17 protein-coding genes are annotated in these 16,033 nt (G+C 39.5%); 6 read left to right on the forward strand and 11 right to left on the reverse strand.

The window, feature by feature from the left end:
- Positions 1-597: 597 nt before the first annotated feature.
- The gene (locus tag NSQ71_RS15700; RefSeq protein ID WP_130158894.1) at positions 598-1,140 is read right to left on the reverse strand and encodes a hypothetical protein; all 543 of its coding nucleotides are present in this window, start codon (positions 1,138-1,140) and stop codon (positions 598-600) included.
- A gap of 79 nt (positions 1,141-1,219) precedes the next feature.
- The gene (locus NSQ71_RS15705) at positions 1,220-1,606 is read right to left on the reverse strand and encodes a hypothetical protein (RefSeq protein WP_339193347.1); all 387 of its coding nucleotides are present in this window, start codon (positions 1,604-1,606) and stop codon (positions 1,220-1,222) included.
- A 533-nt stretch (positions 1,607-2,139) separates the two neighbouring features.
- Here NSQ71_RS15705 and NSQ71_RS18595 point away from each other — a divergent pair.
- The 4 genes from NSQ71_RS18595 to NSQ71_RS15720 all read left to right on the forward strand — a co-directional run bounded on the left by NSQ71_RS18595 (position 2,140) and on the right by NSQ71_RS15720 (position 3,340).
- Positions 2,140-2,283, forward strand: a complete 144-nt coding sequence (locus NSQ71_RS18595; protein ID WP_445206390.1) for a hypothetical protein — start codon at positions 2,140-2,142, stop codon at positions 2,281-2,283.
- A 22-nt stretch (positions 2,284-2,305) separates the two neighbouring features.
- Positions 2,306-2,683: a hypothetical protein gene (locus tag NSQ71_RS18600; protein ID WP_445206429.1), complete on the forward strand. Its 378-nt coding sequence runs from the start codon at positions 2,306-2,308 to the stop codon at positions 2,681-2,683.
- 69 nt (positions 2,684-2,752) lie between these two features.
- Entirely contained in the window at positions 2,753-3,109 is a 357-nt protein-coding gene (locus NSQ71_RS15715) for a cupin domain-containing protein (RefSeq protein ID WP_339193348.1), read from the forward strand.
- The gene (locus NSQ71_RS15720) at positions 3,110-3,340 is read left to right on the forward strand and encodes a hypothetical protein (protein ID WP_339193349.1); all 231 of its coding nucleotides are present in this window, start codon (positions 3,110-3,112) and stop codon (positions 3,338-3,340) included.
- Between the two features lie 132 nt (positions 3,341-3,472).
- On the opposite strand, the gene NSQ71_RS15725 is transcribed toward NSQ71_RS15720, so the two are convergent.
- The 7 genes from NSQ71_RS15725 to NSQ71_RS15755 all read right to left on the reverse strand — a co-directional run bounded on the left by NSQ71_RS15725 (position 3,473) and on the right by NSQ71_RS15755 (position 11,085).
- Positions 3,473-3,868 (reverse strand): HI0074 family nucleotidyltransferase substrate-binding subunit, encoded by a 396-nt coding sequence (locus NSQ71_RS15725; RefSeq protein WP_063389150.1) that lies wholly within the window; start codon positions 3,866-3,868, stop codon positions 3,473-3,475.
- Positions 3,856-4,167 carry a nucleotidyltransferase family protein gene (locus tag NSQ71_RS15730; RefSeq protein ID WP_130158900.1) on the reverse strand — a complete coding sequence of 104 codons (312 nt, stop codon included), beginning with the start codon at positions 4,165-4,167 and terminating at the stop codon, positions 3,856-3,858. The genes NSQ71_RS15725 and NSQ71_RS15730 overlap by 13 nt, the downstream gene beginning before the upstream one ends.
- Before the next feature lie 806 nt (positions 4,168-4,973).
- Entirely contained in the window at positions 4,974-6,362 is a 1,389-nt protein-coding gene (gene rlmD / locus NSQ71_RS15735; RefSeq protein WP_339193350.1) for a 23S rRNA (uracil(1939)-C(5))-methyltransferase RlmD, read from the reverse strand.
- Positions 6,359-7,249 (reverse strand): DNA-3-methyladenine glycosylase family protein, encoded by an 891-nt coding sequence (locus tag NSQ71_RS15740; protein WP_340734202.1) that lies wholly within the window; start codon positions 7,247-7,249, stop codon positions 6,359-6,361. Before NSQ71_RS15740 ends, rlmD begins: the two co-directional genes overlap by 4 nt.
- Positions 7,250-7,308: 59 nt before the next feature.
- A complete protein-coding gene (gene pdaA, locus NSQ71_RS15745) occupies positions 7,309-8,106 on the reverse strand; it encodes a delta-lactam-biosynthetic de-N-acetylase (protein ID WP_327856984.1) in 798 nt (265 codons plus the stop codon).
- A gap of 123 nt (positions 8,107-8,229) precedes the next feature.
- On the reverse strand, positions 8,230-9,774 hold the full coding sequence (locus NSQ71_RS15750) for a fumarate hydratase (RefSeq protein WP_340734203.1): 1,545 nt from the start codon (positions 9,772-9,774) through the stop codon (positions 8,230-8,232).
- Positions 9,775-9,921: 147 nt separating this feature from the next.
- Complete coding sequence (locus NSQ71_RS15755; RefSeq protein WP_339197483.1) at positions 9,922-11,085, reverse strand: pyridoxal phosphate-dependent aminotransferase; 1,164 nt, start codon at positions 11,083-11,085, stop codon at positions 9,922-9,924.
- An 87-nt stretch (positions 11,086-11,172) separates the two neighbouring features.
- Between NSQ71_RS15755 and NSQ71_RS15760 the strand changes: the two genes are divergently transcribed.
- Together NSQ71_RS15760 and NSQ71_RS15765 are read left to right on the forward strand one after the other, a co-directional pair.
- A complete protein-coding gene (locus NSQ71_RS15760) occupies positions 11,173-11,970 on the forward strand; it encodes a carbon-nitrogen family hydrolase (protein ID WP_340734204.1) in 798 nt (265 codons plus the stop codon).
- Positions 11,971-12,090: 120 nt separating this feature from the next.
- Positions 12,091-13,341: an IS4 family transposase gene (locus tag NSQ71_RS15765; protein WP_340733408.1), complete on the forward strand. Its 1,251-nt coding sequence runs from the start codon at positions 12,091-12,093 to the stop codon at positions 13,339-13,341.
- Positions 13,342-13,575: 234 nt separating this feature from the next.
- Here NSQ71_RS15765 and mtnA read toward each other — a convergent pair whose 3' ends face one another.
- On the reverse strand, positions 13,576-14,637 hold the full coding sequence (gene mtnA / locus NSQ71_RS15770) for an S-methyl-5-thioribose-1-phosphate isomerase (RefSeq protein ID WP_063386758.1): 1,062 nt from the start codon (positions 14,635-14,637) through the stop codon (positions 13,576-13,578).
- On the reverse strand, positions 14,597-15,874 hold the full coding sequence (gene mtnK, locus NSQ71_RS15775; RefSeq protein WP_340734205.1) for an S-methyl-5-thioribose kinase: 1,278 nt from the start codon (positions 15,872-15,874) through the stop codon (positions 14,597-14,599). The genes mtnA and mtnK overlap by 41 nt, the downstream gene beginning before the upstream one ends.
- Positions 15,875-16,033 lie beyond the last annotated feature (159 nt).

The raw sequence follows: 16,033 nt of genomic DNA on the forward strand, positions 1-16,033 counted from the left end.
ACTTCTGCCACAAAAGGAATACCCCAAAGTGTAGCCGGTCTTAATAAATGCTGATCATCTGTCGAATTCGTAAGTTTATTGCTATTAGATTTAGACATAAATTTTCCTTTATGTTTTTATATGCCAGGGCATTTAATGGAAACGATAATCATTCTCAATATATGACGTAAAAAAACACCATTGATTATGATTGTGGTTCAATAATGATAATCATTATCAATGATGCGCGAAAAAAAATGCCCTGCATAATGAGTGGCATCTTGATGTAGTAAATAAAATGTTTGCCTATCAAGTATAGTTTTACCATTTACATGTATAATTGTCAACTTTTTTTGTATTGGTATGTCAACACTAAACTAGACAATTTTTTTGAGGTGTTTCTCTTTGTACTCCACCGGACTTAAATACTCAAGTGTTCCATTACACTTAAAAAACCCTGGAGATCCATTGTATGCAAGGATTTCAGGGTTTTTCCATTCTTCTGATGATACATAAAATCATGTATTATTTTGGGAGCGATGTCTTTTTGGATAGATTTTTTCAAAACCTTACTTTTATGCTGTTGTCTTTTGGAAAGAGAAGAAACACTTCCTGCCTTCATCCTTTGATCTTTTCGTATTCTTCCAAAGCGTTTGAATATAGGCTTTCTTTTGAGAAAACAAGATTCGACTGCCGGCAAAACCCGATAAACTTGACAAAATTTTTGCGGACTGCCTCCTTTAATTTTTCCGCTGGTATTGTAAATGTATCCGCCGGTCCTTGTTTTCTCTTTTGTAATGTAATTACATAATTGCCGGCTTCTTTTTTGATTATGGCATTCCCATCGGCATTATCAAGGAAGCATATTTCAAATTCTTTATCTTCTTCCTCTCTTAAAATTCTTGCCAAATCCAGCCACGTTGTTAACAAACATTCGGTTTCCGTTCTTTCCTCCGTGAAAACAGGCTTTCCATCATAACTTAAAAATATATAGCCTGCCAGGTAATCCAAGTTATTCTCTTCCAATATTTTCTTGGCGGCAATCCCGGCCAGAGGGTCATCAATCGACAAAAATTTAGTCTTTTTTACCGTATAATATTCCTCAAGTTCATGGCTGTAATTATATACGAAAGTTTTTATCATAACGTCATTTTCAATCATACCTGTTCACCTCATTTTCTCGGAAATGCTGTAGATACATAGCCATTAGAATTTATTCTTACTTCATATGTTACTCCCCTTATTTTTTTGTAACATTTACTCCTCGTTTTTTCTTAAGTGCAGAACTTATTTTTGATTTATTAGAATTTATAACATTTGCTACTATATTTTTAATATCATTAACTGTAAAATCCGGATCAAAAAAGTCTTTATTCTTTTTTCCAGTCCAATATCTTGGATGGTGATTCTTCAGGATATGTTCCATCTTGGCTTTTGTAAAAATTACTTTTTTTCCACCACCAACGTTATAAGAAACGTTCCTAAATGTTTTCACTGCGTTTTTTGCTGCACTGCTTGACTTTTTCAGGAAAGTCTTTTTTCCAATTTGTAAAACGGTTTTACTACCTATTTTTTTAATAGTATATCTTAAAACAGCACCTCCGAGTAAGTAAACAAAATACGGCACAGCAGAAGCCTGTAATTAGTAGTGTTATATTCGTATTGTTCACCTGTCTTTAGATCGGTGAATATTGCAATAAAAGAATCCCTTCAGACTCAAGAACACTCACATTGAATTTATTTTCTTGAAAAACCCCATCTTCTTCCGCTTCACTTGAAATTTATATTTTTTCAAACTGTACTTGAGCAAATTTACTAACATAAATTTACAAATAAACATAAAAAGAGACATGAACCGATTCCTTGGTTAGAATAGATGTGCTATCAAACTACCCAAACAAGGAGGTTCATGTCTCTCGTATAGATACGATTAGCACATCATCAAGAAATTTACAATACATGATTTTCTCTCGGATTAAAACGTTATTATTCCAAGTCTGTGATGAACCATCTCGTCCACCTCATAGATGGAATGCTCACAAAAGGATGTTCTGGTACTCTGACGGATCTCCATCAGTTGAGTTACCATCCGAAACACCGAACGACGTTTGAGTCATTTCCGATACCCACCTCGTGACCGTGGGAGGCGAAACGTATCGAATGTATCGCTACGAAGGGGCATTGAACGACATTCCAAATGCGGTGGTATTTTTTTGTTGGAAAACCGATCAACCGATGACGAGCGAGCATTTGCGTTGTTTTTTAAGTACAGACACAAAAACTGAGCGATTAGGCTATTCTTGAATACTATGCGAAACGCTGGTCGATCGAAAGCTACTTTCGGCAAACGAAAGAAACATTAGGTTTCGATCGATATCGAATCCGACATGAGCGAGCCATTAAACGATTTTGGGCCATCGTACAATTTACGTATATCTATTGCATGACAGAACATTCAAGTGATTTTTCAACCGGTCTTGCGAGTGTGAGATCGAGAAAAATTCACAATCTCATTGAGTTTATTTATTACGAAGCCCAACGAGGAATGCTACTAGATTCCATTAAAAAAACCAGTTACGAGTGGCATAAGGGGATCTTTGTTTGCTTTTTGAAGATAATAATAAGTGTATCAGAGCAACTCCTACTGGACGAGATTTTTGCATTCGTCCCTTTTTTCATATTCGAAGAAAGAAGTTTAAACTGAGAAACAGGCGCCAAAAACAAAAGAAACATTAGAACTATCAAAAAAGAGGGGGGAAAACTTTGTCAATTCGTGAAGGAAATAAGCGAACAAATTAAGAAATCGCCCGAAAAGACGACAAGGCAATATTTTGTCGGCCAATTATCACGCCCGCAAACACTTCCATTTATAGAAGGCGACAAACTGGAAATCGGAATCACTTCATACGGTGATTTTAAGGGTGAATTGCCGCATTACCACACGCAAGCTTATGAATATCAATACATTATCAGCGGAAAAACGGAATATTTAGATGTGGAAACAGGAGAACTGTACACCTTTCAAAAAGGCGATTTCTATGTAACTACCCCAGGCATTAAATATGCTCAACGGTCACAACCCGGCACAGTTATTTTTTTATTAAAGCGCCCCCGGGGAATGATAAAGTGAATGTGGAACCGATGGCTGAAATCGGGAATTGGCTTAATCAAAAAACAAAATAAAGCAAAAACCGGATCCTTATTGTCAGCCGATCCTTCAGACCCGACCGGTAAAGCCGTTTTTCCGCTTTTCTCCCGAATACCGTCGATACCGATGAAGCAAATTTCATTTACACAAGTCAATACCGAATGCATGTATTCGGTATTGACGATAAACAATCGATTGTTTGAGAAAAAATAGGGAAAATCTGTTCAATATAAAACGATGTTCATAATTCTTTCCAGGCGTAGAAAATTGAGTGGGCGAACTGCAAATGCCAATCTTAAAAAACAACGATACATCGTTAACGGAATTTTACTCTTCCAACTATATTTAATATTCTCTCTTCTCTATACGGATAATCCAGTTATAGAGAAGTTGATAATATTTATGGAGATTGCCAAAAATTTCAACAGCTAGCTCTTCATTGTATGTATGAACTGTCAAATTCCGATCATCTACCATTTTTAATGCAATGATCGTTTCCTCATCAGATAAAATTCCAATTTCCCTGCTTGAACGAATTACTCCTTTAGGTGAACCGACATCAATTCCTTCTTTATCATATAAAAATTGTTTTACTGCTTTCCAACAAGCTTCAAAACTAAACTCAAATCGCTGAATAGCTGCATCCCGTTCAACTTCCGTTGGATTCTCTAGGAGCAAAACCTCTTGGAAAGCACGAAGAGCTTTTAAAGCAAGTTGAATACGTTCCTTTAACCGTTCCATAAAATTCCTTCCTTTTTCACTTTTTCTTTCATAGCCTGATCGGCTTTAGATAAATCGACAAGATCTACTCTGTACGGTAATGGCGATTCCTCTATTCGTTCACGAAGTTCCACCCACTTAGAAATCGGAATAGCTGAATCTGCAGAAAGAGCGATGTCAATATCGGATGTCCTCTTTTCCTCTTTACGAGCCCACGAACCAAACAGATAGACTTTTACTGATTGATCATGTAATGTTTCAACAATTATTTTTTTCAAAAACGACAGTATCTGTTCCCGATCAGCCGAATTTAAATCCATTTTTTATCAAACCCTTTTTTGAATTTGAAAATGATTATACCATAAAATGTATCATAAACGTGTCCAATTTTTAGACTAACATCAAAATTCCACAAGATCTAATGTTTAATAAATTAAGAAAGGATGATAATTTTGGAAGATAATTTAGAGTACTGTCCATTTTGTGGGAGCTGTCTACAAGGAGATCCCATCCCCAAGGAAAAACAACATCATTACAATGCGACACACTTTAGTCGAAAAATCGGGATATCTAGTTTAGAGGAAGACCGTGTAGTAAGGTGGCAATGCCCGGATTGTAAAGGAGAATGGGATCGCACATAACCTTGTAATTCTACAAAGTTATTACCAGACCTTTGTTTCTCTGTGAAAAACTAATGCTCCAAATATGTTCTAAGCTCTTATTTGTTTTGGAACACCTATATTAAAACAAAGACTTGCAATTATTGCATTTTTCGACTACTTAATATTCAGTGTTCCAAAGTTCCATTAATTAAGTACCCAACTATTAATAACTTTTTCGATTTCCATCATAAAATTATATAGCACTAGGCAAAAATTTTAGGAACAAGGGAACAACTCGCGCTAAAGCCTTATTTATAGCGCATTTTGGTTGTTCCATTTGTTCCGGTTTTTTTAGAACAGATTCAAAAATCTATTTCACGGAAAAAATAAATTCATTGTATCGGGCAAGTCTGGATGGATTATTCCTTCTTTGATTTGTTTCGAACTAATCGGATCTGTCAGTTGTATTATCCATTAGGAAAAGCCCGTTTCATTGATTTTCAGAAACGCGCTTTTTCGAATATTTATTTTTTTATAAGCAACGCGCAGCACTCCACATGCGCCGTGTGCGGGAACATGTCGACGGGCTGGATGTATTCGACTTTGTACAAGCTGGAAAGAAATTGAATGTCTTTTGCCAGGGTGGACGGATTGCATGAGACGTAAACGAATCGTTTTGGCTTCACTTTTTTGATTGTTTTGAGAAACGCTCGGTCGCAGCCGGTGCGGGGAGGGTCGACGACGACAACATCTGGGCGCCAGCCTTCTTTTGCCCATTTTGGCATCCATGTTTCTGCTTTGCCTGTGACATATGTTGCATTTTTGATCCCGTGTTTTTCGGCGTTTTTTTTCGCGTCACGGATGGATTCTTCAATGACATCCATTCCTCTGATTTCTGCTGCATCCTTTGCCAGCCACAAGCCGATCGTGCCGACGCCGCAATAGGCATCTACGATTTTTTCGCTTCCTGTTAAACCTGCTGCTTTTTTGACTTCGTCATAAAGTTTGACCGTTTGCACCGGGTTAAGCTGGAAAAAAGCGCGGGCGGATAGTTCAAAGGAAAGATCGCCCAATGTTTCTTGGATGACTTCTTCACCTTTTAACAAAACCGTTTTGTCGCCGAAAATCAGCGATGTTTTGCTTCCATTTATATTTTGCATGACTGATTTTACTTCCGGCGCGCGCTTCATGATCTCCGCTGCAATCAGTTCTTTTCGCGGCAATTCTTCCGCTTTTGTAATGAGGACGACTTGCACATGGTTCGTTTGAACGCCGGCGCGTACAACGATTGTGCGAACGATGCCCGTCCGTTTTCGCTCATGGTAAATCGGAATGTGAAAATCCTCCAGTACTTGTTTTACCGTTTGGGTAATTTTATCTGTCAGCGGGTGCTGGACCATGCAAGAGTGAATTGGAACAAGCTTGTGTGAATTCGCACCATACAGGCCCGCTATCACTTGCTGTTTTTCATTTCCGAGCTGAAATTGACTTTTATTGCGGTAATGCCAAGGGTCGTCCATACCGATTGTCGGACGGATGTCGAGGGTGTCAACCTCTAGGTTCGTATGGCGCTCAAGCGCTTGAATGACAATGTCCCGTTTGGCAGCAAGCTGCTGTTCATATTGCAAATGCTGCAATTGGCAGCCTCCGCATCGGTCATAATAGATGCAGGGCGGTTTCACACGATGAGGGGATTTTTTCCGTATTTTTTTAATAACGGCTTCTGCATAATTTGGTTGGATATTCTCTGCTTGAACGACCACTTCTTCCCCGGGCAAAGCTCCCGGGACAAAGACGACTTGTTTCTTAAAATACCCGACACCTTCTCCGTTAATGCCAAGCCGCTTAATGGTCAGCGGAAATTGCTGTCCCTTTTGAATCGTCACAGATGCCGGTCTATTTTTTATCTTCATTTCGCTTCTCCCCGTCTCTTTTCGATGCTTCGCCATAAATAAAAAGCTGCATAGCTTAAATAAGGAGCCCACTCGCGGCTGTAGTTTTCCATTTCTTCTTTTGTCGGTTTCTTTTCCAGTTGAAAATAATGCTTGATAGCATTTTGCAAGCCGATATCAGCAGCAGGAAACAGATTCGGCCTGCCTAGCCCAAATAAAAGAAAATTTTGCACCGTCCACGGGCCGATGCCGCGCACTTGAACCAATTTTTTCATAATGTCATCATCGCTCCATTCATGGAAGGCCTGAAGCGGCAGTGCTCCTTCTGCAATCAGTCTGGAGGTATCAATAACATATTCCGCTTTTCTCATGCTGAATTTCAGCGCCCGCAAATCCTCATAATTCAATTTGGCTACTGTTTCCGGTTTTGGATAAAACCATACATTATCTACTTGAAACCCAAAAGTTTGCACAAAAGCGGTCGTCAACTGATAGGCAAATGATAAATTTAATTGCTGATGAATAATGCATTTCATTAAACAAGCATACGGATGAAAATCTAACACGAGCGGCGTCCCTTCATGCTCTTGAAAAAGCGGAGCAAGGTTGGTTTGCAGGAAATGATCTTGAATGGTTTTAAGCGAATTCTTCCATTGAAATATGCGTGTCAGCTCATGGATGGCTCGTTCTTTTTGTTCATCCTGTTCCCCTGATATTTCAAATACTGGGTTTTCCTTCGTTCCGATTGCTTTTACAGCGGCAACAAAAGGTTCTTCTTTTTCACTATAAAGAGGAACAAGGACGGTTCGCTTGTGCACGTCCACCTTGTTCAACGGATCAAGTGAAAGGCGCTCTAACACGCGGTCGAAGTCATACGGCGGCGCCGCTTTTATCGTCACATTCCACATGTTTTTACCGACCTTTATCGTATTTTTTCGGAGCTATTATATCACATAATCCGCTTCTATTAATAAAGAAATGGACTTTCAAACATTTTCTCCATCACTAGATCGTCTAAGCTTTTAAAAGTATAGCCTTGCTGTTTTAAAGTTTTAATCGCTTCATCAAGCGCATCAGCGTTGTCTTTTGATACGGTGTGCAGCAAAATGATCGCGCCCGGATGAATTTGATTGATAATGTTGTCGTATGCATATCGCCAGCCTTTTTGTTCATTCACCTTCCAGTCGACAAATGCAAGCGACCAAAAAATATTGCGATAACCGTATTTTTCGGACAATGCAAGTGTGCGTTCGCTAAAAATGCCCCTTGGCGGTCTCACATATACTGTTCCTTCTTGGCCTGTAAGCTCCTTTACTTTGTCGCTGACGGCATCAAGCTCCTTCTTTATTTTATCAGCACTTATTGTCGTCATATCAGGGTGGCTCCATGAATGATTGCCGACAATATGCCCTTCCTTCACCATTCTCTTTACAAGATCAGGGGCTGTTTTTAAATAATGGCCTGTTACAAAAAACGTCGCATGTACATCGTGCTTTTTCAGTACGTCCAAAATTTTCGATGTATAGCCGTTTTCATAGCCATTATCAAACGTTAAATAAATCTCTTTTTTGCTGGGATCTCCTAAATAAAACGCTCCATATTTATTTAAAAGTTCATTCCATTCTTTCCCGGCATCAGGAGGCTGATGATTATTGTTTTTTTGAAAACCCCAATGAATCGGGTGATTGCTGACAGCAGCAGAGGCGCAGCTAAAAAAAGAAAAAAATAACAAGACAGAGCAATATAAAATCCGGAAATAATTCAAGCTGTGAATCTCCTTTCCATTATTTTTACTATTAGTCTTTATCCGTTTTTAGGAATTATGCTCCATCTTGATTTCAAAAAAATACCATAGCCAATCATCTGGCTATGGCATTGAGTTTAATATTTAGCTAAATACCGGCTCTTTAAATTGAGAAAGCTTTTCTAATGACGATTTTTCAATGTCTTCATGCAGGCTGTTGCCGTGTGAATCCATTGTGACAACGGCCGTGAAGTCTTTTACGCGCAAATGCCACATAGCTTCTGGAATTCCAAACTCCAGCAAGTCAACACCTTCAACCGCTTCGATGCAATCCGCATAATATTGAGCAGCACCGCCAATCGCATTCAAGTATACTCCGCCATGCTCTTTTAAAGCTTGCAGCGTTTTTTGCCCCATGCCGCCTTTGCCCATTACCGCACGGATGCCAAATTTTTTCATAATATCCCCTTGATAAGGCTCTTCGCGAATGGAAGTGGTCGGCCCGGCCGCTTTCACTTCCCAATTGCCGTTTTCATCTTTTAACATGACAGGTCCGCAGTGGTAAATAATTTGACCGTTTAAATCAACCGGCGCATCATGATCCATTAAATATTTATGGATGGCATCCCTTCCTGTGTAAATGATTCCGTTGATGCGAACAACGTCGCCGACTTTCAGCTGGCGGATTTGTTCTTCTGTAATTGGCGCTTGCAGCGTGATGACACGTCTTTCAGAGTCCGTTGATGCTAAATGTTCTTCTTGTGCAGCATTTTCTTGAAAATCAACATCTTCTCCATCTTGATAAAGCCATTTTATGATTTCACCCGTATTTGGATCGATATGCACACCTAAACGGCGGAATGCCCAGCAGTTGTATGCGACAGAAACAAAAAAGCTCGCAGGGATTCTGTGCATTGCGCCGACTTTGCAGCCTAATAAAGTGGTTTCCCCGCCAAATCCCATCGTTCCGATGCCAAGCTTGTTCGCATTTTCCATAATATATTCTTCCAATTGCCGCAATTCTTCGTTCGGATTTACGTCATCGACTTCGCGGAATAATTGTTCTTTCGCTAAATCGTACCCCGATGAACGGTCTCCACCGATTCCAACTCCAATGAATCCTGCGCTGCATCCTTGGCCTTGTGCTTGATATACCGCATGCAAAATACATTTGCGGATTCCATCCAAATCCCTGCCGGCTCTTCCCAATCCTTCTAGTTCGCACGGCAGGCTGTATTGAATATTTTTGTTTTCGCAGCCGCCGCCTTTTAATATTAAGCGAACATCGATATAATCTTTTTCCCATTGTTCAAATTTTACGACTGGAAGCCCTTCGCCCAAGTTATCGCCGGAATTTTCTCCAGTGAGCGAATCGACCGAGTTCGGGCGAAGCTTCCCGTCCTTCGTCGCTTGAGCGATCGCTTTTTTTATTGTTTCCTTTATTTGAATTTGATTGATACCGACTGGCACTTTAATTTTAAATGTCGGCAATCCGGTATCTTGGCAGATCGGCGATACATTTTCATCTGCCATTTTAATATTTTCGGTTATCGTGGCAAGCGACATCGCAGCTCTTGTACCAGCATTTTCACGCTGCTTCGCCTTCAAAATAGCGCGGCGGACATCCTTCGGCAATTTTGTAGACGTTTCCACAATTAATTGATACATACTCTCATATAATTTTTCCATCCCGCTTATCCCCCTTACATTCAGTCAAAAAACTCCCACTTAACACAATTTTTATTATACTTCTTTTAATTTTGATTGGAAAGGCATTCACGTGCTGATCATTTTTTTAGGGGGATAAGGAGAGTGTTTCAACATTCATTGCAGCAGTTAAAAAAGATTCAGCTTGCGAATTCTATCAACCGCTTCTAAAAGCCTGCTCTCATCAACTAATAAACCAACGCGTATGTATCCTTCTCCATATTGCCCGAAGCCGTTTCCTGGCGCAACGGCGACATCTGCTTTTTCAAGCAAATAATCGGCAAACTCTTCGCTAGTAAATCCTTTCGGAACAGGGAGCCAGGCAAAAAATGATCCTTTCGGAGCTTGAGCGTTCCAGCCAATTTGCCGAATAGCATTGATAAACGTATTTCGGCGTTTTTCATAAAGGGAGACAAGCTCCTCTACACACGACTGATCGCCTGTTAATGCGGCAGCTGCTGCTAATTGTATTGCTGGAAAAAGGCTGCAATATAAGTGATCTTGAATAAGATTAATACTTTCAATGATATTCTGGTTCCCTACAGCAAATCCAACGCGCCAGCCGGCCATATTGTAGGTTTTCGACAATGTGTACATTTCAATGCCGATGTCCTTAGCTCCTTCCGCTTCAAGAAGGCTGGTCGGTTTTTTGCCGTCAAAGCCGATCGCACCGTACGCAAAATCATGGACAACGGAAATTCGATGCTTCTTTGCAAACGTAACCGTTTCCTCAAAAAACTTAAGATCGGCCGTTGCTCCTGTCGGATTGTTCGGGTAGTTTAAATACATCAATTTTGCCGCTTCTTTATCCTCCAACGAAATGGCGTTGTAATCAGGTAAAAACTGATTTTCTGCCAACAGCGGGAACGTTTTAAATTGAGCCCCGGCTAAAACAACGCCTGATAAATAGTCTGGATAACCCGGGTCGGGCAATAGCATTAGATCTCCTTCATTTAATAGGCACATCGGCAATTCAACAAGTCCAGTTTTCGTACCGAATAAAATCGCCACTTCTTTTTCTGGATCTATATCGACTCCGTATTGTTTCTTATAATATTCACTAGCCGCATGTTTTAGCTCGATCAGACCTGAAAATGGTGAATATCTATGTGTTTTCGGGTCTTCTGCTGCGGTTTGCAGCGCTTTGACGATATGCGGGGGAGTCGGCTGGTCAGGATTTCCTTGTCCTAAATTAATAATATCTCTTCCTTCGGCTACAGCGTTATTCACTTTTTTCACAAGGGCAGAGAAAAATTGTGTTGGAAGCTTTTTTAAACGTTCTGAAATCTCCACTCTAATCCACCTTTTTTTATAAAAATAGTTGAAATTATCATAAAAATTCTATAGTCTTTATATAAAAATGTCTAGGGGCTGAAAATCATGAAAGTTGCTTGTATACAAATGAATATCATTTTAGGCGAACCGGACCAAAACTATGAAATCGCTCAAAAAAATATAATAGAAGCAGCAAGCCATCAAGCGGATACAATTGTTTTGCCTGAAATGTGGAATACAGGATACGCCCTTGATCAGCTTGATGAGCTTGCAGACAAAAATGGAGAAAAAACAATTGAGCTGCTGACATCCCTTGCTAAAACATATCATATCAATATTGTCGGCGGTTCAGTTGCAACGAAAAAAAACGGACAATTTTTTAATACCATGTACGTTGTCGACCGATTCGGAAATATCACCGCTGAATACGACAAAGCCCATCTGTTTAAATTGATGGATGAGCATAAATTTATGAGTGCCGGCCAAAAAGTAAATATATTTGAGCTGGACGGCATCACTTGCGGCGGTGTTATTTGTTATGATTTGCGTTTTCCGGAATGGATTCGCACCCATGCATTAAAAGGTGCAAACATTATGTTCATTCCTGCCGAATGGCCGAAAAAGCGAATTGACCATTGGCAATTGCTTCTCAAAGCACGGGCAGTTGAAAATCAAATGTTTGTTGTAGCAGTAAACCGGGTCGGAGCGGATCAAAATAATGAATTTAATGGACACTCAATGGTCATTGCCCCTTGGGGCGAGCTTCTTGTTCATGATCAAACAGATGAAGGAATTTTTTACGCCCAACTGGATCTTCAAGAAATTGACCGTGTAAGAAAAACCATTCCTATTTTTCAAGACAGACGTCCGGAATTATATTTCGAATCAGTAGCATTGCATTAAGTTAATTTTAATTTGTCAAGCCCAATTTTATGTTAAATTTCATCTTTTTGGATATAAAAAAACTCCTTATAATTAGGATTGGCAGTCCTATCCAAATCCTAAGAATAAGGAGAAACCATTATGGATAAGAATACCACAGAATCCACAATAAATGAACTATTTAAAGAGATCGATCCAATAACTTTTTCAAAACTAATTAATGTGATTGACGTTGACAAATACATTAAAAAATTAACAGCGTATAAGTTTTTACAACTTTGTATCATCGCTCAGATAAATGAATTGGAAAGCTTAACAAAATTGGCCAAACATTTGAAAGACAAGGAAGAGTTGCAGACATATCTGGAATTTGATGCAATTAGTACTTCGCAACTTTCTCGCAAATTAGGCCAATTATCCCCTCAACTGTTTGAAAAAGTATTTAAATATCTGGTCTTAAAGATCCAAGGGCAAATGAAAAATGCCCCGATCATCCGAAACATTGGTCGTCTTCTGGTCATTGATTCTACCACGATGAGCATGAGTTTGAGCCAATATCCATGGGCAACTTTTCGTAAGACAAAGGCTGGTGTTCGACTCCATTTAAAGGTTGTTGTAACGAAGGATATCACTGTTCCGGATCAAGGGATTATCTTACCCGCGAAACATGCCGATCGCACACAGATGGACGAACTCATTGAAATCGATCCAAATGCGATTTACTTGTTTGATCGAGGGTATGTCGATTACAAACAGTTCGACCGCTTATGCCGAGAAGGGGTGCGATTCATTACCCGGCTTAAAAAGAACGCAGAGATTGAAGTTTTATCGGAACGGATTCCCAATCCAGAACGTTTGATTTATAGGGATCAGATTGTCATTTTAGGAAATGACCGTAATCATACCAAAATGACTCATCCTCTCCGATTGATCGAAACGGTCGACAGCGAAGGGAATCCCGTGATCATCATAACCAATTGCTTTGATCTTTCTGCGGAAGAGATTGCAGATTTATACCGATATCGCTGGAAGATAGAGACCTTCTTTAAATGGATGAAACAGCACCTTAAGATAAAAAGATTTTATGGAAAAAGTCAAAATGCCGTTTACAATCAAATTTGGATCGCCCTAATCACCTATTGCTTACAGGCCATGCTCCAATTAAAAGTGAATCACGATGGTCCTTTATTAGAGATCAAGCGAACTTTACAGAATCTGCTTTTTAAAGGTTTTGACTGTTTTGTTCGCTCCCTTTTTAAAAAGCCAATTCGAACGTCCAACGGTCGGAAAAAATACGATTGGGAAAAAGATTTTGAAACCATCGTGTACCAATTTGAAGAAGGGGAGGTGGAACACCTAGACGATTTAGTTTATGATCCAATGTTTCTGTAATATATTGCCAAATTGTGGAAGTGGACTGCCGATTAAGACGTCATTGTCCTTTTAAGCTTGCTTAGAAAGATTGTATGTCTGAATATTCAGTTACATGAAATAACTGGAATTTTTATTGAGCTTGACAAACATTAAATTTTTTTATGCAACGCTACTGATTTCGAATAAAATTTTACACCCCTTAAAAGAATGTGAAAGCATTCCCTTTTAAGGGGTTTTTGTATGAAAAGGCAATTAAACGCTTTTCATGTGTTTTAAACTTTTTGTAAAGGGTGGATAGGCAATCCCTTTTTCTGTAATAATTGCCGTAATGAGTTCATGATCGGTCACGTCGAATGCCGGATTATATGTTTGCACATTTTCCGGCGCCATCGGTTTTTCATACCATTTTGTCGTGATCTCCTCTGCTTTTCTCACTTCGATCGGTATATGTTCCCCTGTCGGACAATCTAAATCGATTGTTGAAAGCGGAGCACAAACATAAAACGGGATTCCATAATATTTTGCTAAGATTGCCACTCCGGAAGTTCCAATTTTATTGGCAGTATCTCCGTTTGCGGCAACTCGATCACACCCGACTAAAACCGCTTGTACTTTTCCCTCCTTCATCACAATGGATGCCATGTTGTCACAAATTAACGTTACATCCACACCAGCTTCCTGCAATTCCCATGCAGTTAGACGTGCACCTTGAAGAAGCGGTCTTGTTTCATCTGCAAAAACTTTGAAATGGTAGCCTCTTTCTTGGCCTAAGTAGATGGGAGCTAACGCAGTCCCATACCTCGCCGTCGCAATTGTTCCTGCATTGCAATGGGTCAGAAGACCCCAGCCGGGTTTTAATAATGACAGGGCATGCTCCCCGATCGAATAACAGACTTGCTCATCCTCATTACGGATATGTTCTGCTTCTTCCTTCAGTGCGTTTTTAATTTCCTCGATGCTTTTGTCTTTTTCTACTTTGAGTCTATCCTCCATGCGATCTAAAGCCCAAAATAAATTCACTGCAGTCGGCCGCGATGAAGCCAAATACTGTTTGATTTTTTGAAAATCATCCAAAAGCTGTTCATAAGTCGACGCTTTTGATTGCTTCGTGCCTAAATAAACACCGAATGCAGCAGCAATTCCGATCGCAGGTGCTCCTCTAACCTTCAGATGGTAAATGGCCTCCCATATTTCTTCTGGAGTAGAAAGATGCAGAAATACTTTCTCATTCGGCAATAGCGTTTGGTCGAGTATGATCACCGTATTGTTTTCATCATCCAGTTGTACGGATTGAATGGCTTTTACTGCTGTCATAAAACTTTTCCCCTTCAATAAATTTGCGGACACTTTGTAATAAAACATTCACAAAGTCGTCGCCTGTACGAATGTTTGCACGTTCAAGAATAAAGGTTTTACCAGCTGTTAAACAAATTTTTTCAGCCAAAGCTCGGGATTCTTTATTTTCAATTGACGTGATGTCTTTTACATGGGCGATCCCAATAATTCTTCTGCATAATTCAAGTCCGGCAGCGGCTGAGGCATCCTCAAGGATGGAATTTATATACCATTCTTTAAAACCAGGTGCACTTGCAGTTCTTTCTTTTATATTCTCATCCCAAGCATGTAAAAATTTTTTTGTAAACAGCTCTATTACGTCTGAGATTGTTTGTTGAATATATTGCAAGTAGTCTTCCTTTGTTTCTTGATCTTCAATTGTAAAGCTTGCATTTACATAGGCGAAAATAAGGTTTGCAATCACATTCCCAATATCGAACCCAGCAGGTCCATAAAAAGCAAACTCAGGATCGATTATTTTTGTTGAATCTTCCTTTATAAAAATGGAACCGGTATGAAGGTCGCCGTGGAGGAGGGACTGTGCTTTTGTCATAAAATCAAACTTCAGTTTAGCTGTTTCCAATGCAAGCTTTGAATCATTCCAAATTTCTTCACGGATGAATTCTCTCGTTTCTGGAAATACATCATTTTGCTCACAATCGTAAAAAGGTTCTGTATACACGAGATCTTCTGTTATTTCACATAATTCTGGGTTTGTAAATTTTTGCACCAATGCTTTCTTCTCTTTATGATCGATAACGGCATCTGAAGTAAGCAATAAGGTGTTGACAAGAAACGTTGTAATATGGTCGGCAAACAAAGGAAATTTTTTATGTTTTAAAAGAGCTGTCCTCATAATTTCATGGTCAGATAGATCATCCATCACACAACAATTCATAATCGGATCATACGAATAAACCTTAGGTACAAATCCAGGCGCTAATTCCCCTTGCAGCTTCAATGCTTCGCTTTCAATCCGATTGCGATCTGGCGAAACTTTAAAGGCGTCTGAAATACGCGCAACCGGACCAGCTTGTTTAATAATGACAGACTGGTCGCTATTTTGATCAACGACACGAAATACATAATTTAAGTTGCCATCGCCAATCTCTCGACATTCCAATTCTGCGTTTTGTTCAAAAATATCGAGTTTTTTCTGTACATATTCGATGACATCTTGCTCAGTCATCGTAAAATATGTTGTAAAATCCTTCAAAAAAATTCCCTCCTCTATCTTTGTTTGTCATAAAGTGAAAAAAGAGTCTTTCATAATATCCATTCACAATATGGGGACGACATTATTACAAGACCACTTCGTCACCTGCTTGTAAAAGCCGATTTCGGCAAATGCTCCAAATGGATTCGGATTTCTAGA

Origin of the sequence: Aeribacillus sp. FSL M8-0235 (genome assembly GCF_038000355.1) — a bacterium.
Taxonomy (GTDB): Bacteria; Bacillota; Bacilli; order Bacillales; family Aeribacillaceae; genus Aeribacillus; species Aeribacillus composti.